Raw genomic sequence first — 22,987 nt, forward strand, 5'->3', positions numbered from 1 at the left:
GTGAAATCGAACATAGAAAGGGAGACTCGTGATGAATGAGGACACGCTGCAATTATTCCAAACGTTGACCGAGCTTCCGGGAGCGCCGGGCTATGAGCACCCGGTGCGGCAGTTTATGCGCAAAGAGCTCGCGAAATACGCCGATGACATTGTGCAAGACCGCCTCGGCAGCCTTTTCGGCGTCAAACGCGGTGATGAGGCGGGCCCGACGGTGATGGTCGCCGGACATATGGATGAAGTCGGATTTATGGTGACAGCGATCACGGATCATGGCATGATTCGTTTCCAGCCGCTCGGAGGCTGGTGGGATCAAGTGCTCGTCGCCCAGCGCGTGCAAATCATCACGAACGACGGGCCGGTCATCGGCGTCGTCGGTTCGATCCCGCCGCATTTGCTTGATGAGGAGCAGCGCAAGAAACCGATGGAGATCAAGAACATGTTGATTGACATCGGAGCGGAAAGCCGTGAAGATGCCGAACGGGTCGGCATTCGCCCGGGCCAGCCGATCGTGCCGGTCAGCCCGTTCACCCCGCTCGCCAACGGAAAAACCGTGATGGCAAAAGCGTGGGACAATCGGTTTGGATGCGGGTTGGCGATCGAGCTGTTAAAAGAGCTGAACGGCGAAACGGTGCCGAACGTCTTGTACGCCGGGGCGACCGTGCAGGAGGAGGTCGGGCTGCGCGGGGCCCAGACGGCGGCTTCGATGATTGATCCGGACATCTTTTTTGCCCTGGAAGCAAGCCCGGCCAACGACATGTCCGGCGACAAGCAGGCGTTCGGCCATATCGGCAAAGGGGCGCTCATCCGCTTGTACGACCGGACGATGATTACGCACCGCGGCATGCGCGAATTTGTGCTTGATACGGCGGAAACAATCGGCGTGCCGTACCAGCTTTTCATTTCCCCAGGCGGAGGGACGGACGCTGGGAGGGTCCATATCGCCAACCGCGGCGTGCCGTCGGCGGTGATCGGCATTTGCGCCCGCTACATTCATACGCATGCGTCGATCATCCATGTCGACGATTACGCGGCGGCGAAACAATTGATCGTTGAGCTCGTCAAACGGTGCGATCGGACGACGGTCGAGACGATTCGCCAAAGCAGCTGAGGAGAAGCGAACGCTTCTCCTTTTCCATGACAAGGAGGGCGGATGATGAAAACGATTGCGGTCGGAACGAACAACGAAGCGAAAGTCGCCGCCGTTCGGGCGGTGTTAGGGGAAAGGGAATACCGCATTGTATCGCTTGAGGTGCCATCAGGCGTTTCCGCCCAGCCGCTGTCTGATGAGGAGACGCGGCTTGGCGCCATCGGGCGCGCCAAACGGGCGCTCGAAGCGGCGGAGGCGGACATCGGCATCGGATTGGAAGGCGGCGTGATGAAGATCGATGGGCGATGGTGGCTGTGCAACTGGGGGGCGCTCGCCGACCGAAACGGCGTGGTGGTGGCCGCCGCCGGCGCGCGCCTCGTGTTGCCGCCTGATATCGGCGCTGGCATTGAGGAGGGGCGCGAACTCGGCGACGTGATGGAAGCGTACACTGGACGGCGGAACATCCGCAGGAAAGAAGGGGCAGTCGGCGTGTTGACGAACGGGCGCGTCGACCGTTCGGCGATGTTTTCCCACATCATCGAGCTTTTGGCCGGCCAATATGAATTTTTTTGTCAAAATGGGTCGTTCAAGGTATGATAAATAAGGAACGGCTGGCAAAGCGGCAGAGGCAGCGCCAAACGTTCTATGAAAAACGCCGCATGAGCATCGTAGGGCATTTTCGGAGCCGGATTCGCCCTTGAACCAGCACCCGCCAAAAGGTGTGAAAGGGAAGGCAAGGGCGTCGGCAGAGCAAGGAGGAAAACGATGAACAGCCGGCAAATGTATGAGAAGATTAAAGAGCATCTCGTCGCCCATCCGCACTGGACGTTTCGCTTTGACGCCAAGCAAGACGCGATGCGCGTGGAAGACCGGCGCACGAAAAAAGGCGTGACGATCTTGTTGCCTGGCGTGATCGCGAAATGGCACGAACAAAAAGACGAAGCGGTGCGCGAAGTTGTTTATTATGTGGAGGAAACGTTGAAAACGATGGAGGAAGACGCGGCGCTTTCCGGAAACGAGTGGAACATTTATCCCGTCATTCGCTCGGCGTCGTTTCCGACGGAGACGAGAGAGGGCGTTCCGTTGTTGTACGATGATCATACAGCCGAAACGCGCATTTACTACGCGCTTGATCTAGGCAAAACGTATCGACTGATTGACGAGCGGATGCTCGAGAAAGAACAATGGAGCCGCGAGCGGGTGAAGGAAATCGCCCGCTTCAACGTTCGGTCGCTGCCGACGCCGGTAAAAGAGGACCGGGTGGCGGACAACGTGTTTTATTTTGTGAACACAAATGACGGGTATGATGCCAGCCGCATCTTAAACGATGCTTTTTTGGCCGATATGCGGGCGCGCGTGGAAGGAACGATGGCCGCCGCTGTTCCGCATCAAGATGTGCTCATCATCGCTGATGTGCGCAACGACATCGGCTATGATGTGCTCGCGCAAATGACGATGAGCTTTTTTGCCGGCGGCCGCGTGCCGATCACGGCGCTGTCGTTTTTATACGAAAACGGGAAACTTGAACCAATTTTCATTTTAGGAAAAAAACGGATAACGTAGCGACAAGGAGGAAGAGAGCGATGAACGTGTTTTACAACCGAGAAGGGGTCGGCGACGTGCTGCTTGTATCGCTGAAACCGGCGGCGGATGAGGAACGGACGTTTGTCAGACAAGGCGATGTCGTCCGCATCATGTCCGAACGGACGGGCGAGACGGTCGGCTATAACATTTTTTCCGCGTCTTCGTACTATCCGTTTTCCGGCAACGGTCCGCTCGAAGTGAATGAGGAGCTCGTCGGCGTCATCAACGACATCTTGGCGAAAAACGGCTTTGACGAACCGATCGAAGCGGACTTGTCGCCCAAGTTTGTCGTCGGATATGTGAAAGAGAAAACGAAGCATCCGAATGCCGATAAATTGAGCGTCTGCCAAGTCGATGTCGGTGATGAGGTGCTGCAAATCGTCTGCGGAGCGCCGAATGTCGCCGAAGGGCAAAAAGTCGTCGTCGCCAAAATCGGCGCCGTGATGCCAAACGGCCTCGTCATTCAAGAAAGCGAGCTGCGCGGCGTCGCCTCACGCGGCATGATTTGTTCGGCGCGCGAGCTCGGGCTGCCGAACGCCCCGCAGGAGAAAGGAATTCTTGTGTTATCCGACGAGTATGAGGTCGGCCAGCCGTTCGTCTTTTGACGTTCCGACGGGTGGTGCAGACGGATTCCGCTTGTTTTTTCGTCGCTGGAACGAAGCCAGTGGCGTTTTTTTCCGACCATGAAGGCAAAGAAAGAGTGAAGTGATGGATGAAATTTTGGAAACGATGGCTTCGGTTTCTCACGAGCGAGGCGGAAGAGGAAGGGAACGAACAGCGGACGAACTCCCCGCTGTCGGCTGGCATGCCCGAACGCGGTGAGGCGGACGTCATCTACCGATATCCGCAAGGCCGTTTTCGCTTTCCGTTGATTCCGGATGACGAGCTGGCGGAAGAGGGGGAAAGGCCGAGACGGGCGAAAAGCGAGGAATCCGGGCCGCTGCCGAATCGGCGCCCGTCGGCTGGCGCCGCAAAGGTGACGGCGGAAAAAAGGCTGTTCCGCCCATCCGATGTGCCATCCCCGATTTTTGGATATGATCGAAATCGGGGGAAACAGCGGCAACGAGTGGATGAAATCGAGCCGACCGGTGCAGTGGATGCAGAGAGCCAGTGCGGCGGGGCGGTTCGGGAAGAGGCCATCCGCGGCGAAGCGACATGGCGAGGCGTGCGAGAGGACACGGAAAACTGGGCGGCTGAACCGCCAAAAGAAGAAGAGTCTTTGGCCAAGCGGACAGAGGCATGGAGCGAAGAAGATGATGACGCGAGTGGAGCGATGTCCGCGGCTGTTGTGGAGACGGAAGGAAAAGATGAGCCGGCGCCGGCGGCCGGACAAGAGGAAAGCCGCGCCGAGGCGAATGAAGAAAAAGAGCAGGAGCTGGACGAACGAGGCAAAGAACGCGCGCCGCACGCAACAGACGGCGGCTTGGAGAGCGAAGGACGAGGAGTGCCGTCACAGAAGAGGAATGGAGACGGAGAGAGTGCTTCTTCGACAGAACGGCGGGAGACGACTCCAGATCGCGAAATCCGTCGCTCGGCGGCGCAAGCCGGCCGGGAGGAGGCTTCCCGCCCCGAACGAACGCGCATCCCGTATAATGTGATCATGTTAAAGCAAGATTGGCGCAAGCTGGAAGAAAAGACGGCAAATCGATCAAACAGCTATGTACGGCCGCCATTGGCGCTTCTTGAACCGCCCGAGAAGGCGGCCGAACGCGACGAGCAGTGGCTTCGCGAGCAATGCCAGCGTTTGGACCGGACGTTTGCGAGCTTCCATATCGGCGCCAAAGTCGTCGGGGCGACGCAAGGACCGACGGTGACGCGGTTTGAAGTGCAGCCGGATTTAGGAGTGAAAGTGAGCAAGATTACAAGCTTGATAGATGATATCAAACTCAGTCTGGCGGCGAAAGATATTCGCATGGAAGCGCCAATCCCAGGAAAACGGACGATCGGCATTGAAGTGCCGAACCGAACGAGCCGTCCGGTGCGCCTGCGTGAAATTTTAGAAAGCGAAGCGTTCCGCAAAAGCCCATCGCCGCTTACCGTGGCGCTCGGGCTTGACATCAGCGGAGCGCCGGTGGTGACCGACATCCGAAAAATGCCGCACGGGCTGATCGCCGGGGCGACCGGGTCGGGAAAAAGCGTATGCATGAACGCGATGCTCGTCAGCATGTTGTATAAAGCAGCTCCGCACGAAGTGAAATGGCTGCTCATTGATCCGAAAATGGTCGAACTGGCGCCGTACAACGGGCTGCCGCATTTGCTCAGCCCGGTGATTACCGAGGCGAAGGCGGCGGCGGGGGCGCTCAAGTGGGCGGTCGGCGAAATGGAACGGCGGTATGAACAGTTTGTCCACGCCGGCGTGCGCGATATCGAAAAGTATAACTCTGATCTTCACGAACGCGGAAGCAGTGAGCCGCCGCTGCCGTACATCGTCATCGTCATTGATGAGCTCGCCGACCTGATGATGGCCGCCCCAGCCGATGTCGAAGAATCGATTTGCCGGCTGGCGCAAAAGGCGCGGGCGTGCGGCATCCATTTGTTGATCGCGACGCAGAGGCCGTCGGTCGATGTTCTGACGGGATTGATCAAGGCGAACATTCCGACGCGCATCGCTTTTTCCGTTTCGTCTCAAGTCGATTCGCGAACCATTTTGGATGTAAACGGCGCTGAACGGCTGCTTGGGCGCGGCGATATGCTGTTTTTGGAAAATGGTTCGGCCAAGCCGGTGCGGCTGCAAGGGTGCTTCATTTCCGATGGAGAAATCGAGCGGGTGGCAGCGCACGTGAAAGCAGAGCAAGGTCCATCCTATCTGTTTGATCCGGACGATTTTCGGCAAACGGCGTCGATGGGCGGCGAGGATGACGAACTGTTCGAGGAGGCGTGCCGGTTTGTCATCGCCCAAGGAGGAGCGTCGACATCGAGCCTGCAGCGCCATTTCCGCATCGGCTACAACCGCGCCGCCCGGTTGATCGAGATGATGGAGGAACGAGGGCTGATCTCGGAGGCGCGCGGCAGCAAACCGCGCGATGTGTTGATGAGCAAGGACGAGTGGGAGCGCTGGCACGGGCAGAACAGCTGAGGGCGGGCGGTAGTGTTTTCCCTCCTCACGTGCTATAATGAGGAAATGAAATGGATGGTGCACCGCAATGAGAGAAATGGCAAAACGAGATGGATATCATATACTGTCTTACAGAGAGACGATGGTTGGAGGGCTTAGCGATGACAGCTTACCATTTTGTAGGCATTAAAGGCACGGGGATGAGCGCGCTCGCGCAAGTGCTTCATGACCTTGGCTATACGGTGCAAGGGTCGGATGTAGAGAAATGGTTTTTCACGCAAAAGGCGCTTGAAGAGCGGGGAATCCCGGTGCTGCCTTTTTCGAAAGACAATATCCGCCCAGGTTATACAGTCATTGCCGGCAATGCGTTTGCCGATACGCATGAAGAAATCGAGGCAGCCCGTCAGCTTGGTGTGCCTGTCATTCGTTACCATCGCTTTTTAGGCCAGCTGGCAGGCAAGTTTACGAGCATCGCGGTGACCGGTTCGCATGGAAAGACGACGACGACGGGGCTGCTTGCCCATGTGATGCAAGGAGCCCATCCAACGTCCTATTTGATCGGAGACGGCACGGGAAAAGGAGAGCCAGGGAGCAAATACTTTGTGTTTGAAGCGTGCGAATACCGCCGGCACTTCCTTTCCTACTTTCCAGATTATGCGATCATGACAAATATTGACTTTGATCATCCCGATTATTTTGCCAATGTCGACGATGTGTTTTCCGCTTTCCAGCAAATGGCGAATCAAGTGAAAAAAGCGATCGTCGCCTGCGGGGATGATCCATATTTGCCCAACATTCAGGCGAAAGTGCCGATTTTGTTTTATGGATTCGGGGAAGAAAACGATTTTCAGGCGCGCAATGTCGTCAAGACGACGGAAGGGATGGCGTTTGATGTGTTCGTGCGCAATACATTTTTCGCTTCGTTTGCCATTCCTCGCTTTGGCGCTCATAACGTGTTGAATGCTATGGCCGTCGTCGCCCTCTGCCACTACGAAGGGGTGGATGCGGGCACGATCGCCAAGCGGCTGCAAACGTTCCAAGGGGTGAAGCGCCGCTTCAGTGAAAAAACGGTCGGCCGCCAAGTGCTGATCGATGATTATGCCCATCACCCACGCGAAATTACGGCGACGTTGGAGGCGGCAAGGCAAAAATATCCGGGCCGTGAAGTGGTGGCGATTTTTCAGCCGCATACGTATACACGGACGCAGACGTTTTTGCGCGAGTTCGCCGAAAGTTTGCAGCAGGCGGACCACGTGTATTTGTGCGACATTTTCGGCTCGGCGCGTGAACATGAGGGCAAGCTGACGATCCGTGATTTGCAGGCGCAAATTCCGCGTTCCCAGCTGCTTGAGGAACAAAACGTAGCTGTATTGAAGCAGCATCAAGACGCGGTGTTGGTGTTCATGGGCGCCGGCGACATTCAAAAGTTTCAGCAGGCGTACGAACGGGCCGTTCTTTCCGCCTGACGGCCGACAGGGAACGGGCTGTGATGAAGATGGCCCGTTTTTTCCTATTTTCAAAAAGCAGGAAGAAACGTTTTCAATGTCGAAGTTTGAATGCAGAAAAAGATGGGTACAAAGGGAATGAAACGTTCGAATGGGCAAGGAGGAAATCCAGTGGAATGGCTTTTGTATGGAAGCGTTGCCCTCATCGCGCTTGCTTTTTTGCTGCTTGTCGTTTACATAGCCAGGACGCTCATCGTTTTGCAGGAAACGCTGCGCCGGCTGACGGCGGCGATCGACCATGCCGATGAACAAGTGCAAACGGTGGCGAAAGAAGTTCGTGAACTTCTCCATGCGGCCAACGGCATCGCCAGCGATGTGCAAAAAAAAGCAGAAACGCTAAATGGTGCAATTGAAGCGGTCGGAGAGATCGGCGGCACGATCCGTTCGCTCAACCGAGCGCTTCGGCAGGCGGCTGCCGGTTTGTCGGCGCGGGCGGGCCTGGGGCAAGGAAAATGGGTGAAGGCGTTGCGCTGGACAAATGTTTTGCTCGATTTACGGGAAAAATGGAGAAAAAAACAATCGTTAAAGGAGGGTATATCGAATGGCGAAAAATAACGGTGGATTTTTGTTTGGAGCGCTGGTCGGCGGCATCGCCGGCGCGGCCGCGGCTTTGTTTTTGACGAGCGAAAAAGGGCGGAAATGGCTGGCCGAGTGGAGCAACGATGAAACGTGGGAGCCGGTGAAAACAACGGCTGTCGAATGGATGGAAACGGCGAAAGAGAAAACGAAGGAAATCGCCGGCTTCATTCCGTTGAAATCCACGACGGCGCCAGCTGGCGGGGAAAACGATGGAGAGGAAGCCAAGGAGGCGACGATTCCGATTCCGCCATCCGCCGGGCCAGCCGACCGGGAAACGCTGCAAAAGCTGCTGGAGGAGGCGGAAGCGGCGCTTGATGATGCTGAGGAAACCATATCTCATCGGAAAGAAACGGAGTGAGGATGATGGGAATGGAGAAGCTGGAGACGATCGAACAGTTTGAGCGCGTCATGAAGGAAACGGAACGTTTTTTGTTCGTCAAGCACAGCCTCACCTGCCCGATCAGCCGAGCGGCGTTTGGCGAATGTGAGAAATTCGCCGCAGACCATCCGGAGCTGGCGGTGTATTGCCTGTACGTCCAAGAGGCGCGACCGCTCTCCACCTATATCGCCGAAACGACCGGGGTGAAACACGAGTCGCCGCAAGCTCTGCTGTTTGAAAACGGCCGCGTCGTCTGGCACGCGTCCCATTGGAGCATTACGTACGAGGCGCTCGAAACGCATGCGGTTGTTGCTTGATCATCCGCCCGCAGCCGCGGGCGTTTTCTCATCCATCATCACTTTATCGCTTAAAAGCGTTTAATCAAAAAAGCAAATTTTTCGTGACAACGATAGCTCCATCGATTATAATAAACACTAATTAAACGACTTCGCTCTCCAAGACGGGGGCGCCGCTTGCCGGCAAGCGGCGAAAACAATGCACCACACTTGGCGAAAGGATGAGAAAAGCATGAGCAATGAGAGATTAGATGAACTGCGGGCGCGAGTCGATGAGATCAACTTGCAGCTGTTGAAACTGATCAATGAACGGGGACGGCTCGTTCAGGAGATCGGAAAAATTAAAGAAGCGCAAGGGACGCACCGCTACGACCCGGTGCGCGAGCGGAAAATGTTGGATCTCATTTCCGAGCATAACGACGGGCCGTTTGAAACGTCGACGCTGCAGCATATTTTTAAGGAAATTTTCAAGGCTGCGCTTGAATTGCAGGAAGATGACCACCGGAAGGCGCTCCTTGTTTCGCGGAAAAAGCATCCGGAAAACACGATTGTCGAAGTGAAAGGCGAGCGAATCGGCGACGGCAACCAATATTTCGTCATGGGCCCGTGCGCGGTGGAAAGCTATGAACAAGTCGCTGCGGTGGCGGAGGCCGTGAAAAAACAGGGGATCAAGCTGCTGCGCGGCGGCGCCTACAAACCGCGCACGTCGCCGTACGATTTCCAAGGGCTCGGCGTGGAAGGACTGAAAATTTTGAAACGGATCGCCGATGAGTTTGATTTGGCGGTCATCAGTGAAATCGTCACGCCGGCTGACATTGAAATCGCCTTGGACTATATTGACGTCATCCAAATCGGCGCGCGCAACATGCAAAACTTTGAGCTGCTCAAGGCAGCCGGCCAAGTGAACAAGCCGATTTTGCTGAAGCGCGGCTTGGCGGCGACGATTGAAGAATTCATCAACGCCGCTGAGTACATCATGTCGCAAGGAAACGGGCAGATCATTTTATGCGAGCGCGGCATCCGCACGTACGAGCGGGCGACGCGCAACACGCTCGACATTTCCGCCGTGCCGATCTTAAAGAAAGAGACGCACTTGCCGGTGTTCGTCGATGTCACCCACTCAACAGGGCGGCGCGATCTGCTCATCCCGTGCGCCAAAGCGGCCTTGGCGATCGGCGCCGACGGCGTCATGGCCGAAGTGCATCCGGATCCGGCCGTCGCCTTGTCCGATTCCGCCCAGCAAATGGACATCGCCCAATTCAACGAGTTTATGGAAGAAGTGCGCGCGTTCCAACGTCAATTTGTTCAGGCGTAAGACGATCCCCTCGGTTGTTGCCCGAGGGGATTTTTTGATGAGATGGCGAGTGTTGGGGCAAACTACCCGTGAACGGTTTGTGAACAAAGCGGCAAAATGGTTGCGATTTCGTTGCGAGTTGGTGATAATGTATCGTATGATAGTTGTACATACATTCGGAATTTGACTGGTGATTGGATCGAGCGAAAAGGAGTGAAACAAAATGACGGTAACGATTTATGATGTGGCGCGGGAGGCGAACGTCTCGATGGCGACCGTCTCGCGCGTCGTCAACGGCAACCCGAACGTCAAACCGTCGACGAGAAAAAAAGTGCTTGAGGCCATCGAACGGCTCGGCTACCGCCCGAACGCCGTGGCGCGGGGGCTCGCCAGCAAAAAAACGACGACGGTCGGGGTGATCATCCCGGACATCTCAAGCATTTTCTTCGCCGAACTGGCGCGCGGCATTGAAGACATCGCCACGATGTACAAGTACAACATCATTTTGAGCAACTCCGACCAAAACAAAGAAAAAGAGCTGCATTTGCTCAATACGATGCTTGCCAAGCAAGTGGACGGCATTTTGTTTATGGGCGGGACGATCACCGAGGAACACGTCGCTGAATTTCAAAAGTCGTCGGTGCCGATCGTGCTTGCGGCCACAACCGGGCCGGAGGAGATTCCATCGGTCAACATCGACTATGAGCAGGCGGCGTTTGAAGCCGTGACGTATTTGCTGGAAAAAGGAAACCGCCGCATTGTCTATGTGACTGGTCCGACTGACGACCCGATCAACCAGCGGAAACTCGCCGGGTACCGCCGCGCGCTTGAGGAACACGGCGCGCCGTATGAAGAAGAACTCGTCATTGAGGGCGACAACTCGTACGACTCTGGTTTGGAAGCGTACGAGAAAATCGCCGAGCTCGCTGCGCGGCCGACGGCGGTGTTTGCCGGGACGGACGAAATGGCGCTCGGCATCATCCATAGCGCTCAAGACCACGGGGTGCGCGTGCCGGATGAGTTGGAAGTCGTCGGCTTTGACAACACAAGGCTGGCGACGATGGTGCGGCCGCGGCTGACCACTGTCGTGCAGCCGATGTATGACATCGGCGCGGTGGCGATGCGGCTCTTGACCAAGTATATGAACAAAGAACAAGTGGACAACCATATCGTCGTCTTGCCGCATCGGCTGGAGGTGCGCGAGTCGACGAAATGAAAAAAGCTGGCCTCAACATGGGGCCAGCTTCTTGTTTGCTTTGCACCATTTCTTTTTTGACGGCTGCAATCGCCTTGCAGTCGGCCCGTTTTTCGGTGGTGGAAACGGAAGTTGACTAGGAAAACAGGGAGTAGAAATCCATTGTTTTTTTAAATAGATAAAAAATCAAGTCCCCGCCCGGCGTTGGCTGCGAATGAAATACAACGCTTTTTCGACCGTCTGCGCGTTTTTTTCGCTGATCTCCCCTTTGCGCGGAATCGGGGGGTACAAGTCATCGGGATCGTCCCATTCGAGCGGCAAGGCGACCGGTGAAAGCGGTTGCCATCGTTGTCGCCACTCATCCGGCAGCGGGCCGGACACATCGGCTTGTCCCGTCATCTCGAGCCAAAGGAGCGCCCACGCCCGCGGCACGACGCGCCAGATGTCATATCCGCCGCCGCCGACGGCGATCCAGCGTCCGCTGCAATATTCATGCGCGATTTCGTGCGCGAGCTTTGGAATGGCGCGGTACGTTTTCATCGTCACCGACAAATGGGTGAGCGGGTCGTAATAGTGGGCGTCCACTCCATTTTGCGTTACGATGACATCGGGACGGAAAAAGTCAGCGATCTCTCGGAGCGCAGTCGTATAGGCAGCGATCCATGATTCGTCTTCCGTGAACGCATCAACGGGAATGTTGAACGAATAGCCGTAGCCCGCGCCTAAGCCGCGCTCATTGACGTTTCCAGTCCCTGGGAACAGGTAGCGTCCCGTTTCATGAATCGAGAATGTGCAGACGTTCGGATCGTCGTAAAACGCCCATTGCACCCCGTCGCCGTGGTGGGCGTCCGTGTCCACGTACAACACGCGCAGTCCGTATTTCTCCCGGATATATTGAATGGCGACCGCGCTGTCATTGTAGACGCAAAAGCCGGACGCCTTGCCGCGGAAGCCGTGGTGCAGACCGCCGCCCAAGTTGAGCGCATGCTCCGCTGCTCCGGAAAGAACCGCGTCGACAGCGGTGAGCGTGCTGCCGACCAAAAGTGCGCTTGCTTCATGCATGTTCGGAAACATCGGCGTGTCTTCGGTGCCAAGGCCGTAGTTTTGCGCCGCCGCTTCGGACAGCCCGCCGCGCCCGGCCGCTTTCACCGCCTCGATGTAGGAGCGGTCGTGAATGAGCGCCAGCTCGTCATCGGTCGCCATGCGCGGGGCGACGATATGGCGGTCTTCCAGAGCGCCGAGCGTGCAGAGCAAGTCATACGTCAGCTTGACCCGGAGCTGGTTGAACGGATGGGCGTCATGAAATTTGTACTGAAGAAATTGCTCGCTATAGACGAATGCGCAGTTTCGGCTCATGACGTAACCCCCGGCAAGTTCGGCCATAGAACGCGATAGCCGGCGTTTTGCAAATCGCGGATCAATGGAAGCGGATTCATCGTCTGCACGCGGAAGACTAAAATTTTATAATTCGGATCTAAGTCCGGATACAAAAGGACGCTGGCGATGTTCACATGGCGCTCGCTGATGATGGCCGCCGCTTTGCTTAACATGCCGGCCTCGTTCGGCACTTTGATCTCGATTTGCGATCCCGGCTGGTGGACGCCGGTCAGCTCAATGAAGGTGCGGAGCAAATCTGTTTGCGTGATGATGCCGACGAGCTTCCCATGGTTGACGATCGGCAGGCAGCCGATTCGGTGTTCGTAAAAGAGCGCCGCCACCTCCTCGACAAAATCGAGCGGATGACCGACGATGACGTCCGTTTTCATCACGTCCCCGACCGGCCTCTCCAAGTCTTCCCACTGTTCGGGAAGACGGAAAATGGATGGGCTCGCTTCGCGCAAATCTTGGCTCGTCACAAGCCCCACAAGACGTCCTTCCTCGTCGACGACCGGCAGATGGCGGATGCGGTGATGTCTTAGCAGCTGCAGCGCTTCGGCGATCGTATTCGCCGCGCGGACCGTCACGACCGGCGCTTTCATCACTTGTTCGACAAGCATTGTTCTCCTCTCCCCTTTGTGCGTGGCATTTCATGCGCGCCGCCCGCAACCGGCAAGGTGGGCGCGAACGTCCGGACAGCCCGGAATTTCGGCTAGTACATATAGCGGTTCATAAACCGAAGCCGGTCGAACCGTTGAATCGATTCGGCGTCGACCCGCTTGCCGATGCGGGCCATCAAGCAGTTCGCCGGATGGGAGCAAATCTCCGGGTCATCAGTTGCGTACCAGACGAGCCCCCCGGCGTTCATCATTTTTTCCATCACTTTTCGGTACTCCCATACGTTCAGCCCAGTGCCTTTGAGATCCCAATGCCAGTAATATTCGGTTGTGATGATGATGTAGTCTTCCATAGCGTCGTCCATCATCGAGACGATCAACAAATTTTTCCCGACGCCAAACCCGCGAAACTCGGGGATGACTTCAATGGCGCCAAGCTCGAGCAAATTTTCCATGTTCCCTTCCGACCAGCGCTCAAGCGGATCGGGATACAAAAACGTCACATACCCGACGATCACTTCGCCGCGGCGGGCGATGATGATCCGCCCTTCCGGCAGCTTGGCGATCTCAATCAACGCTTTGTGCTGTTTGGCAGGAGGGCGGAAGGAAGTGAGGTCATGGTGAAATTCATAGCTGGCCAACGCTTCCGGCGTCACCGGCCCTTCGATGAGAAGCGTTCCTTTCGGGGTTTTCAACTCTTTGGCGTTATACGTTTTTTTATGTTCCATTCGGCCACCACCTGAATTGGTCATTCTGCTTCCATTATACATAAAAACCGCACCGGCTGGCGCGGTTCAAAAAAATTTCAAAAGAGTGGGGACGGGGAATATTTTAAAAATTGAGAAATGGTTTTCAATCGACTATAATAGAAATGAAATCACTTACATAAGGGGGATCGGAGAATGAATACAGAACGGCTTCCAGTCATAGAAGGGGACTACAATTTGAAAAACTACGAAGAAACATATAAACAGTTTCAATGGTCGGAAGTGGAGAAAGAGTTTTCCTGGCATGAAACGGGCCGAGTCAACATGGCGTATGAGGCGATCGACCGCCATGCTGAGTCGTTCCGTAAAAATAAAGTGGCGCTCTATTACCGCGACGCGGCGCGAAACGAGAAATATACGTTCAAAGAAATGAAAGAGATGTCCAACAAAGTGGCGAACGTCTTAAAACAGACCGCGGACATTCAAAAAGGCGACCGCGTGTTTGTGTTCATGCCGCGCTCCCCGGAGCTGTACTTTGCCGTTCTTGGGATCATTAAAACCGGCGCCATCGTCGGACCGCTGTTTGAGGCGTTCATGGAAGGAGCGGTGCGCGACCGCCTTGAAGACAGCGGGGCGAAAGCGATCGTGACGACGCCGGAACTGCTGCCGCGCGTGCCGGTCGGCGACTTGCCGGAGCTGAAGTACGTCTTTTTGGTCGGCGACGGCATTGTCGAGGAAGGGCCGTACATCGACTTGAAAAAGCGGATGAATGAGGCAAGCAAGCGCTTCGACATCGAATGGGTCGACCGCCAAGACGGCCTAATTTTGCATTATACGTCCGGTTCGACCGGCAAGCCGAAAGGCGTTTTGCACGTCCATAACGCGATGATTCAGCACTATCAAACTGCGAAATGGGTGCTTGACTTAAAAGAGGATGACATCTACTGGTGCACGGCCGACCCGGGGTGGGTGACCGGGACGTCGTACGGCATTTTCGGCCCGTGGCTGTGCGGGGCGTCAAGCGTCATTGTCGGCGGCCGCTTCAGCCCGGACGCTTGGTACCAAACGATCCAAGATTTTGGCGTCACCGTCTGGTACAGCGCGCCGACGGCGTTCCGCATGTTGATGGGCGCAGGCGATGAAGTGGTGAAAAAATACGATTTAAGCTCGCTCCGCCATATTTTGAGCGTCGGCGAGCCGCTCAACCCCGAAGTCATCCGCTGGGGGATGAAAGTGTTCGGCCGCCGCATCCATGATACGTGGTGGATGACGGAAACAGGCGGGCATCTCATTTGCAACTACCCGTGCATGGAAATCAAGCCGGGATCGATGGGGAAACCGATTCCAGGCGTCGAGGCGGCGATCATCGACGACCAAGGAAACGTCCTGCCGCCGTACCGGATGGGCAACTTGGCCATCAAAAAAGGCTGGCCGTCGATGATGAAAACGATTTGGAACAACCCGCAAAAATATGAATCATACTTTATCGGCGACTGGTACGTATCCGGCGATTCAGCCTACATGGATGAAGACGGCTACTTCTGGTTCCAAGGCCGTGTTGACGACGTCATCAACACATCCGGCGAGCGCGTCGGGCCGTTTGAAGTCGAAAGCAAGCTCGTCGAGCATCCGGCCGTTGCCGAAGCCGGCGTCATCGGCAAGCCGGATCCGGTGCGCGGGGAAATCATCAAAGCGTTCATCGCGCTCCGCGAAGGGTACGAGCCGTCTGAAGAATTGAAAGAAGACATCCGCCAGTTCGTCAAAAAAGGGCTCGCCGCCCATGCGGCGCCGCGCGAGATCGAGTTCCGCGACAAACTGCCGAAAACGCGGAGCGGGAAAATTATGCGCCGCGTCTTGAAAGCGTGGGAGCTCAACTTGCCGACCGGCGACTTGTCGACGATGGAAGACTAAAAACAATCCTAGGCGTCCGGAACGCTCTTGTTCCGGGCGCTTTTGCTTATCGCTGGCTAAAACATCGGGCTCTTGGCACAAAAAAAAACGATCCGGGTCGTTTCCCCAGACCGTTTTTAATCATTCACTGCTAGACGGAGAGGAAGAGGGCGGACCGCCATTCTCTTTGTTATCTGAGCCGTCAGGCGGCAGCGAAACGGGATTCGACGACGCCGATTCCTGTCCAGCGATGTCCACTGCCGTGACGCAATACGCGGCGCCCGGCTGCAGCGGCGAAAATGACGCCGCCTCGTCCGCTTTTACAACGGCGACGAGGCGCCGTTGTCCCGTTTTGCTCACTTGATAGACGCGGTAGCCGATGACATCCGGCTCGTTACGGCGATTCCAGACGAGCTTGCCGCCTGCAAGCCGAGCGGCGGGTGGAGCCGGAGGACGGCCGTTTTCCTTTAATGTGGAGACGAGCCATGCATCGCCTGCCTGCCCCTCGCCGTTGATCCCCCAATCAGCGAGAAGCTTCGGATTCACGATCATTTCGCGAGTGACAAACTCTTCCGGCGTCGTCTCGAGCGCCGCATAGCGGCGTCCGTCGATGATGACGAGCCGGCTTTCGGTCAAATCGTCTTTTCCTGTCCGCGGCGCAAACTTCGTATTGTACAAATCGTAGCGGACGAGCCCGGCTTTTTCGCACGCCGCCGACGGGCTGAAGCCGCTTGCGGCGCAGTAAGGGCGGCGGACGATGCCGCCCGGCATGAGAAACCGCTTTGACGGCGCGATGAGCTTCGGATTTTGGTCATAAGCCGCGTTCATCAGCTGCGCCCATAACAGCTGGGTGCGCCGGCTGTAGGAAAGCCCTTTGTAGCGCGATTCAAGCGGCGCCGGCCGGTCATAGCCGATCCAAACGCCGAACGTGATGTTCGGATTGACGGCGACAAACCACGAATCGCGCTTGTCTTGCGATGTCCCCGTTTTGCCGGCCCAGTCCGCGGAAAATTTCAAGTAGCGCGGCACCGATGAGGCCGTTCCGCCGCGAAGCACGTCGCGCATCATATCGATCATCAAGTACGACGTTTGCGGAGAAAACACCGCGACGGGCTTGCTTTGATGTTCATAAACGATCTTTCCGTTCTTGTCAACAATCTTCTCGATCATGTAGGCGTCCACAAACGAGCCGTAATTGGCGAACGTCGCATAGGCGTTGACGTTTTCCTCAACCGTGACGCCAATGTGCGTCCCGCCGATCGCCAAAGCCGGATTTGCTTCTTCTTGTTTGGCGACACTCGTGATCCCCATTTTATGCAAATAGTCGATCGGATGGCGGGATCGGATTCTCATATACGTCCGAACGGCCGGAATGTTGAACGATTGCTGCAAGGCATAGCGCGCGGTCACAAGCCCATGCGTTTTCCCGTCCGCGTTTTTCGGCGCATACGAACCGATCGAAAGCGGCAAGTCCGGAATGATCGTCGCCGGCTGGATGACGCCCATCTCCATCGCGGGCGCGTACACCAAGAGCGGCTTCATCGTTGACCCGTTGGACCGGTGCGCTTGGGTGGCGTGGTTCAACTGCTCGCGCCTGTAGTCGCGGCCGCCGACGAAGCTGATGATTTTTCCTGTTTTGTTTTCGATGAGCATCGCCCCGACTTCGACCGGTTGGCGATGGACGACCATTTTTCCCGTTTTCTTGTCTTTTGTGTAATACACATTGTCGCTGCCGTAATAGGCGTAACGAGAGGCGATGCGCTGCATTTGTTCATAAATCTTTTTGTCGATCGTCGTATAAATCCGATATCCGCCTTGGCGCAGCGCTTTTTCCGCCTCGCCGAGGTAGCGGCGGGAACGAGCGGGGTCGCGTCTCACCTCTTCCGGCTTATAGCCGTCGCGCTTGGCGAACTCTTCGGCGAGCGCGTCTTTCGCCCGCCGCTCAATCTCCATCGTCAAAAACGGATATTGTTCAAACGGCGACGGCTTCGGGGCGGCAAAATGCTTCGCCACATCATAAGAAAGCGCTTCCTTATACTGTCCTTCAGAAATATAGCCGGCCCGTTTCATCCGGTAAAGCACCGTTTTCATCCGCTTCAAGCCCGCCGAGATGTCCGGTTTGACGCTGCCGTCAGCGGCAAACGGGGTGTAGACGAACGGGTTTTGCGGCAGTCCGGCCAAAAACGCCGCTTGAGCGAGATTCAACTCTTTGGCGTTGACGCCAAAGACGCCTTGGGCCGCGGCTTGGATGCCGGCGACGTTGCGCCCCGATGAGCTGCGGCCGAACGGAACGACGTTTAAATACGCCTCTAAAATGTCCGCTTTGGAAAAAAATTTCTCCAGACGAAGCGCAAGCAGTATCTCTTTCGCCTTCCGTTCAAATGACGCTTCGTTCGTCAATATCTGGTTTTTGACGAGCTGCTGCGTAAGCGTGCTCCCGCCGCTTTTGACCGGCGAGTTGGTCAGCTCTTGAAACATGGCGCGGATGATCGCCTTCGGAACGACGCCGTGATGTTCATAAAAATGTTCGTCTTCCGTCGCGATGATCGCTTGCACGACGTATGGCGACACTTCGGAAAGAGGCACCGCCTCGCGGTCGAGATCGGAGCGGAATCGGCCTAAATACACCCCGTTGGCAAAGTACATATGGCTTGTTTCGCCGTAACTGTAAATCTCCTTTTTCATCTCGTCGGGCGAGGGAACGGGCATATCTTTGACCAAAAAGGCAAAATAGCCGGCGCCGGCGCCGAGGGCGAAGCAAGCAAGGCAGAGTACGGCGATGAGCAAAATTAAGATGACGTTCCAAACCACATCGTATGTAAGGGAAAAATAATGCCACGCTTTTTCAAGAGAAGCGGAAAGTTGGTTTCGCTTCATGCCAGTCCCCCCTATGCGGCAAGTCATTATGTATAAGTATACCATAGGAAGGGGAGACATTGTGGAATTTTGCCGATTTTTCGCCGTTTGTGCGAAAAGCGTTAAGGTTGACAGCGAGCGCATCGCTATGGTAATAAAAATGTATATCTTTCATATGAGAAAGCGATGATGGGAACAAGTAGCGGCTGTCTCCCTGGTGCAGAGAGCTGGCGGACGGTGCGAGCCAGTCCACAGGCAGGCGTGAATTACCTCCCTGAGCAGCGATGGCGAACGGTTTTGGCGCCTAGTAGCCATCCGCCGGCTGACGCCGTTACCCAAATGAGCGAGAAAGCGCCATGCTTTCTAAGTAGGGTGGTACCGCGACGAACACTCGCCCCTTCATCACGGGCGGGTGTTTTCTTTTTCATGACATTCATAGAGAGGTGAAGGACATGGATTTGCTTGCGGAATTGCAATGGCGCGGGCTTGTCAACCAAACGACGGATGAAGACGGGTTGCGCAAGCTGTTGAATGAGGAGCGGGTGACGCTCTACTGCGGCTTTGACCCGACGGCGGACAGTTTGCATATCGGCAACTTGGCTGCCATTTTGACGCTGCGCCGCTTCCAGCAGGCCGGGCATCGCCCGATCGCTTTAGTCGGCGGAGCGACGGGGTTGATCGGTGACCCGAGCGGGAAAAAAAGCGAGCGCACGCTCAATGCCAAAGAAACCGTCGAGGCATGGAGCGCGCGTATTCAAGAGCAGCTCTCCCGCTTTTTGGATTTTGAAGCGGACCAAAACCCGGCAAAAATCGCCAACAACTACGACTGGATCGGGCCTCTTGATGTCATTGCGTTTTTGCGCGACGTCGGCAAGCATTTCAGCGTCAACTACATGCTGGCGAAAGAGTCGGTGCAATCGCGCATCGAAACGGGCATTTCGTTCACCGAGTTCAGCTATATGATGCTGCAGGCGTACGATTTTCTCCGCTTGTATGAGACGGAAGGATGCCGCCTGCAAATCGGCGGGAGCGACCAATGGGGCAACATCACGGCAGGACTTGAGCTCATTCGCAAAACGAAAGGCGAGGCGCGGGCGTTTGGCTTGACGATCCCGCTTGTGACGAAAGCGGACGGCACGAAATTCGGGAAAACGGAAAGCGGCACGATTTGGCTCGATAAAGAGAAAACGTCGCCGTACGAGTTTTACCAGTTTTGGATCAACACCGATGACCGAGATGTGATCCGTTACTTGAAGTACTTTACGTTCCTGTCGAAAGAGGAAATCGAAGCGCTTGAACAAGAGCTTCGTGAGGCACCAGAGAAGCGGGCGGCCCAAAAGGCGCTTGCCGAGGAAGTGACAAAGCTCGTGCACGGCGAAGAGGCGCTCAAGCAGGCGATCCGCATCTCGGAAGCGCTCTTTAGCGGCGACATTGCCAATTTGACCGCGGCGGAAATTGAGCAAGGGTTCAAAGATGTGCCGTCATTCGTTCATGAAGGAGGCGACGTTCCGCTTGTCGAGCTGCTCGTTTCTGCCGGCATTTCACCATCGAAGCGGCAAGCGCGCGAAGACATCCAAAACGGCGCCATTTATGTCAACGGCGAGCGCATCCAAGACGTCGGCGCCGTCCTAACCGCCGAACACCGTTTGGAAGGGCGGTTTACCGTCATCCGCCGCGGGAAGAAAAAGTATTATTTGATTCGCTACACCTAAGAAAAAAGATCCGAAATGCCGATGCATTTCGGATCTTTTTTTGCGCCTTAACGTGAGTAGAACTCGACGATGAGCGCTTCGTTGATTTCTGCCGGCAGTTCGGAACGCTCCGGCAAGCGGGTATACGTCCCTTCCATTTTTTCCGGATTGAACGTCAAGTAATCCGGAATGTAGTTGTTCGCTTCGAGCGCTTCTTTAATCACTTGCAAGTTGCGCGATTTTTCGCGGACGGCGATCGTTTGTCCCGGTTTGACGCGGTACGACGGGATGTTGACGCGGCTGCCGTCGACCAAAATGTGGCCGTGCGTCACGAGCTGGCGGGCTTGACGGCGCGTGCGGGCCAACCCTAAGCGATAGACGAGGTTGTCCAGGCGCGACTCCAACAAAATCATGAAGTTTTCGCCGTGTTTGCCCGGCATTTTGCCCGCTTCTTCAAACGTTTTGCGGAATTGGCGCTCGTTTACGCCGTACATATGGCGCAGCTTTTGCTTTTCTTGCAGCTGCAAGCCATATTCCGACAATTTCCGACGCTGCCCCGGACCGTGTTGACCAGGCGGATACGGACGTTTTTGCAATTCTTTCCCTGTGCCGCTCAACGAGATGCCAAGGCGGCGGGAAATTTTCCACATTGGACCAGTATAACGAGCCATTCGTTGCTCCTCCTTGCGCTTTTATTCGTAAAATAAAAGCAGATGTGCGCCAACAATTATGGCCATTTTGTTTTCATGCATCCTCGCTCTCGCAGCTAAGAGTTACACGATGCACCTCGGCGGGCCGAGGAACAAAATGAACCATAAAGGCGGGCACAAAGGCTGCTATATTTTACACAAAGGCTATTATATGATTTTTAGAGGATAAAGTCAACATTTTGTTTCCCTTTTTCTCCATTGGTATGGTATAATAAAAGATGCAATTTTTAAAAAAATTGTCATCCCATTCTCTCGTTTGGAATGATGATGCCGGTTTGGGTGGAAAAAGCGATGAACAAGGAAGAAATGAAACGGTATGAATCATTTAAACAAAAATTTTTCCACTGGTTTTTGGCGTTTCAGGACGATGGGCCGTTTTCGGCGGCGGCGGGCGAGCTGCTCGCGCTGCTGAAAGAAGAGCTGGCGCTCGAGCAAGCTGTTTTTTATTTGTATGACCCGGTGCGGGCTGCCTTTTATCCGGAAGCGGCCGCGGATGGGGCGCCGGGCGCTGGGTCGATCGCAGCTGATGGAGAGCGGAAAGTCGCTGTTGTCGATGCCGGTGGGCCGCATATGGCGGCCCGGCTCTTTTTCATGCTTTCCCATGAGGCGCCGGCGATGGTCGAGCTGATGTATCGAAAAGATGGTGGTTTTGACGAGCGGTTGTTGTGGGAGATCCGGGCGGATTTGGCGCGATTGTTTCGGAAACTTAGCGCGGTGCTGCAAGGAGCGGGCGAAGAGAAACGGTATGGACAGCTGCATCGCTTCGCCGCAAAAATTCATTCCTCGATGCATATCGATGATGTGCTTGAAGAAATTATCCGCACGCTGCAAAACGTCTACCCGTCGTTTACATATTATCTTCTGTTATCGCACGATAACCACCTGCGCGGGAATTTGCCGATTAAAGCGCTGATGTTGGATGAGGGGGAAAGGCAAACGGCGGCGCTGCGGGCGTTTTTGACCGGGCAGGTGCAATGCGAAGAGCTGACGGCTCCGCCGCGCTCGGTGCTGTACGCGCCGATCAAAGGCGTGCAGGCGGTGTATGGGGTGATTGAAATTATCGCCCCATACGCTGCACCATTTCCGAAACGGGAGATTCATTTTATTTCGCTGCTGGCGAGCACGGCTGGAAGCGCGCTTGAGAACGCCAAGTTGTATGAACAGTCGCGCCGGCTTGTCGCCGATTTGCAGCTGATCAACGACACGATGCGCCAATTGAACGCCCGGCCGCGGCTTCATGAAGCCATTGAGTGCATGGTGTCGCAAATTCAGCAATCGTTCGGCGCCGAAGAAGTCGGTTTTTTCTTGTTTGCGGACGGGAAGCGGGAGCTTTTGCCAGGCAGCACGCCGTTTTTTTTCGATCATCGGTCCGAGCCCTATATCGAATGGGTGGAAAAGCGGCGCCAAAGCGGAAATGACATTTTATTTGCCGGCGATGTATGCGTGTCCGCTTTCGGTCCGTTTCGCTCCATCATGGCGGCGCCGATGCAGCAAAACAAGGAAACGAAGGGACTGTGCATTGCGCTCGCCAGCGAGCCATACCGATTTACGTTTGAGATGTTTAAACTGTTGGAATCGCTCGTTCAACATTCAACGCTGGCGTTTATGAACGCGATGTTGCGCGAAGAGCTCGAGAAGATGGTGGTCACCGATTATTTGACAAAGCTGCATACGCGCCGCTACTTGGATGAGCGGATCCAAACATCCATGGGATCCGATGCGTCGGGGGCGTTCATTTTGCTTGACATTGATAACTTTAAGCAAATCAACGATTTGTATGGCCATCAAACAGGCGATGAAGTGCTCGTTCAAGTGGCAGAGACGATGCGCGCCAACATTCGCGATGGCGATGTGGCGGCGCGCTGGGGCGGGGAAGAGCTGGCGGTGTATTTGCCGAACGTGCCGCTGTCCGACGCCGTTGCCGTCGCCCGCCGCATCATGGAAAAAGTGCGGGAGCAAACGATCCCGGCGGTGACCGTGTCGTGCGGCATATCATGGTGGGGGCATGCCGGCTTTCAAGATGCAGAGAAGCTGTTCAAACGAGCCGACGCCGCGCTTTATATGGCAAAAGAGACAGGAAAAAACTGCATTTTTGTGTATGATGACTGTCATTTGTATAAGGTGTAAAAAGAGGAATCCGGGTGAGCGGATTCCTTCTTCGCGCT

At 55.6% G+C, this 22,987-nt stretch carries 19 protein-coding genes and 1 other annotated feature; of the genes, 14 read left to right on the plus strand and 5 right to left on the minus strand.

Annotation, left to right across the window (positions count from 1 at the left end; all coding sequences use genetic code 11):
- Window positions 1-31: 31 nt before the first annotated feature.
- From LG52_RS01300 to ccpA, 11 genes are all read left to right on the plus strand, one after another.
- Entirely contained in the window at window positions 32-1,108 is a 1,077-nt protein-coding gene (locus LG52_RS01300; protein WP_044730541.1) for a M42 family metallopeptidase, read from the plus strand.
- Window positions 1,109-1,153: 45 nt separating this feature from the next.
- Window positions 1,154-1,684, plus strand: a complete 531-nt coding sequence (locus LG52_RS01305) for a DUF84 family protein (protein WP_044730542.1) — start codon at window positions 1,154-1,156, stop codon at window positions 1,682-1,684.
- Window positions 1,685-1,852: 168 nt separating this feature from the next.
- Window positions 1,853-2,650: a DUF1444 domain-containing protein gene (locus LG52_RS01310; RefSeq protein WP_044730543.1), complete on the plus strand. Its 798-nt coding sequence runs from the start codon at window positions 1,853-1,855 to the stop codon at window positions 2,648-2,650.
- A 20-nt stretch (window positions 2,651-2,670) separates the two neighbouring features.
- On the plus strand, window positions 2,671-3,276 hold the full coding sequence (gene ytpR, locus LG52_RS01315) for a YtpR family tRNA-binding protein (protein ID WP_044730544.1): 606 nt from the start codon (window positions 2,671-2,673) through the stop codon (window positions 3,274-3,276).
- A gap of 107 nt (window positions 3,277-3,383) precedes the next feature.
- A complete protein-coding gene (locus LG52_RS01320; RefSeq protein WP_044730545.1) occupies window positions 3,384-5,747 on the plus strand; it encodes a DNA translocase FtsK in 2,364 nt (787 codons plus the stop codon).
- 140 nt (window positions 5,748-5,887) lie between these two features.
- On the plus strand, window positions 5,888-7,192 hold the full coding sequence (murC, locus tag LG52_RS01325; protein WP_044730546.1) for a UDP-N-acetylmuramate--L-alanine ligase: 1,305 nt from the start codon (window positions 5,888-5,890) through the stop codon (window positions 7,190-7,192).
- Window positions 7,193-7,342: 150 nt separating this feature from the next.
- Window positions 7,343-7,786, plus strand: coding sequence for a DUF948 domain-containing protein (locus LG52_RS01330; RefSeq protein ID WP_044730547.1), 444 nt, complete (start codon window positions 7,343-7,345; stop codon window positions 7,784-7,786).
- Window positions 7,773-8,168 (plus strand): hypothetical protein, encoded by a 396-nt coding sequence (locus LG52_RS01335; protein ID WP_044730548.1) that lies wholly within the window; start codon window positions 7,773-7,775, stop codon window positions 8,166-8,168. The genes LG52_RS01330 and LG52_RS01335 overlap by 14 nt, the downstream gene beginning before the upstream one ends.
- Window positions 8,169-8,173: 5 nt before the next feature.
- Window positions 8,174-8,506 carry a bacillithiol system redox-active protein YtxJ gene (ytxJ, locus tag LG52_RS01340; protein WP_044730549.1) on the plus strand — a complete coding sequence of 111 codons (333 nt, stop codon included), beginning with the start codon at window positions 8,174-8,176 and terminating at the stop codon, window positions 8,504-8,506.
- 211 nt (window positions 8,507-8,717) lie between these two features.
- Complete coding sequence (locus LG52_RS01345) at window positions 8,718-9,800, plus strand: bifunctional 3-deoxy-7-phosphoheptulonate synthase/chorismate mutase (protein WP_011232285.1); 1,083 nt, start codon at window positions 8,718-8,720, stop codon at window positions 9,798-9,800.
- 202 nt (window positions 9,801-10,002) lie between these two features.
- Complete coding sequence (gene ccpA, locus LG52_RS01350; RefSeq protein WP_044730550.1) at window positions 10,003-10,995, plus strand: catabolite control protein A; 993 nt, start codon at window positions 10,003-10,005, stop codon at window positions 10,993-10,995.
- Window positions 10,996-11,160: 165 nt separating this feature from the next.
- On the opposite strand, the gene LG52_RS01355 is transcribed toward ccpA, so the two are convergent.
- From LG52_RS01355 to LG52_RS01365, 3 genes are all read right to left on the minus strand, one after another.
- Window positions 11,161-12,330: an acetoin utilization protein AcuC gene (locus LG52_RS01355; protein WP_044730551.1), complete on the minus strand. Its 1,170-nt coding sequence runs from the start codon at window positions 12,328-12,330 to the stop codon at window positions 11,161-11,163.
- Window positions 12,327-12,971: an acetoin utilization AcuB family protein gene (locus LG52_RS01360; RefSeq protein WP_044730552.1), complete on the minus strand. Its 645-nt coding sequence runs from the start codon at window positions 12,969-12,971 to the stop codon at window positions 12,327-12,329. Before LG52_RS01360 ends, LG52_RS01355 begins: the two co-directional genes overlap by 4 nt.
- A 92-nt stretch (window positions 12,972-13,063) precedes the next feature.
- On the minus strand, window positions 13,064-13,696 hold the full coding sequence (locus LG52_RS01365; RefSeq protein ID WP_044730553.1) for a GNAT family N-acetyltransferase: 633 nt from the start codon (window positions 13,694-13,696) through the stop codon (window positions 13,064-13,066).
- A gap of 174 nt (window positions 13,697-13,870) precedes the next feature.
- Between LG52_RS01365 and acsA the strand changes: the two genes are divergently transcribed.
- On the plus strand, window positions 13,871-15,586 hold the full coding sequence (gene acsA / locus LG52_RS01370) for an acetate--CoA ligase (protein WP_044730554.1): 1,716 nt from the start codon (window positions 13,871-13,873) through the stop codon (window positions 15,584-15,586).
- Between the two features lie 120 nt (window positions 15,587-15,706).
- On the opposite strand, the gene LG52_RS01375 is transcribed toward acsA, so the two are convergent.
- Window positions 15,707-18,442 carry a transglycosylase domain-containing protein gene (locus tag LG52_RS01375; protein WP_044730555.1) on the minus strand — a complete coding sequence of 912 codons (2,736 nt, stop codon included), beginning with the start codon at window positions 18,440-18,442 and terminating at the stop codon, window positions 15,707-15,709.
- Between the two features lie 156 nt (window positions 18,443-18,598).
- Window positions 18,599-18,823: a binding site (T-box leader), on the plus strand.
- A gap of 50 nt (window positions 18,824-18,873) precedes the next feature.
- Between LG52_RS01375 and tyrS the strand changes: the two genes are divergently transcribed.
- The gene (tyrS, locus tag LG52_RS01380; protein ID WP_044730556.1) at window positions 18,874-20,133 is read left to right on the plus strand and encodes a tyrosine--tRNA ligase; all 1,260 of its coding nucleotides are present in this window, start codon (window positions 18,874-18,876) and stop codon (window positions 20,131-20,133) included.
- 47 nt (window positions 20,134-20,180) lie between these two features.
- Here the strand turns inward: tyrS and rpsD are convergent, their stop codons facing one another.
- Entirely contained in the window at window positions 20,181-20,783 is a 603-nt protein-coding gene (gene rpsD / locus LG52_RS01385; RefSeq protein ID WP_011232276.1) for a 30S ribosomal protein S4, read from the minus strand.
- 330 nt (window positions 20,784-21,113) lie between these two features.
- On the opposite strand from rpsD, the gene LG52_RS01390 reads away from it, so the two are divergent.
- The gene (locus LG52_RS01390; protein WP_044733044.1) at window positions 21,114-22,949 is read left to right on the plus strand and encodes a sensor domain-containing diguanylate cyclase; all 1,836 of its coding nucleotides are present in this window, start codon (window positions 21,114-21,116) and stop codon (window positions 22,947-22,949) included.
- Window positions 22,950-22,987 lie beyond the last annotated feature (38 nt).

The organism is Geobacillus kaustophilus, assembly GCF_000948285.1.
In the GTDB taxonomy this organism is placed as follows: domain Bacteria; phylum Bacillota; class Bacilli; order Bacillales; family Anoxybacillaceae; genus Geobacillus; species Geobacillus thermoleovorans_A.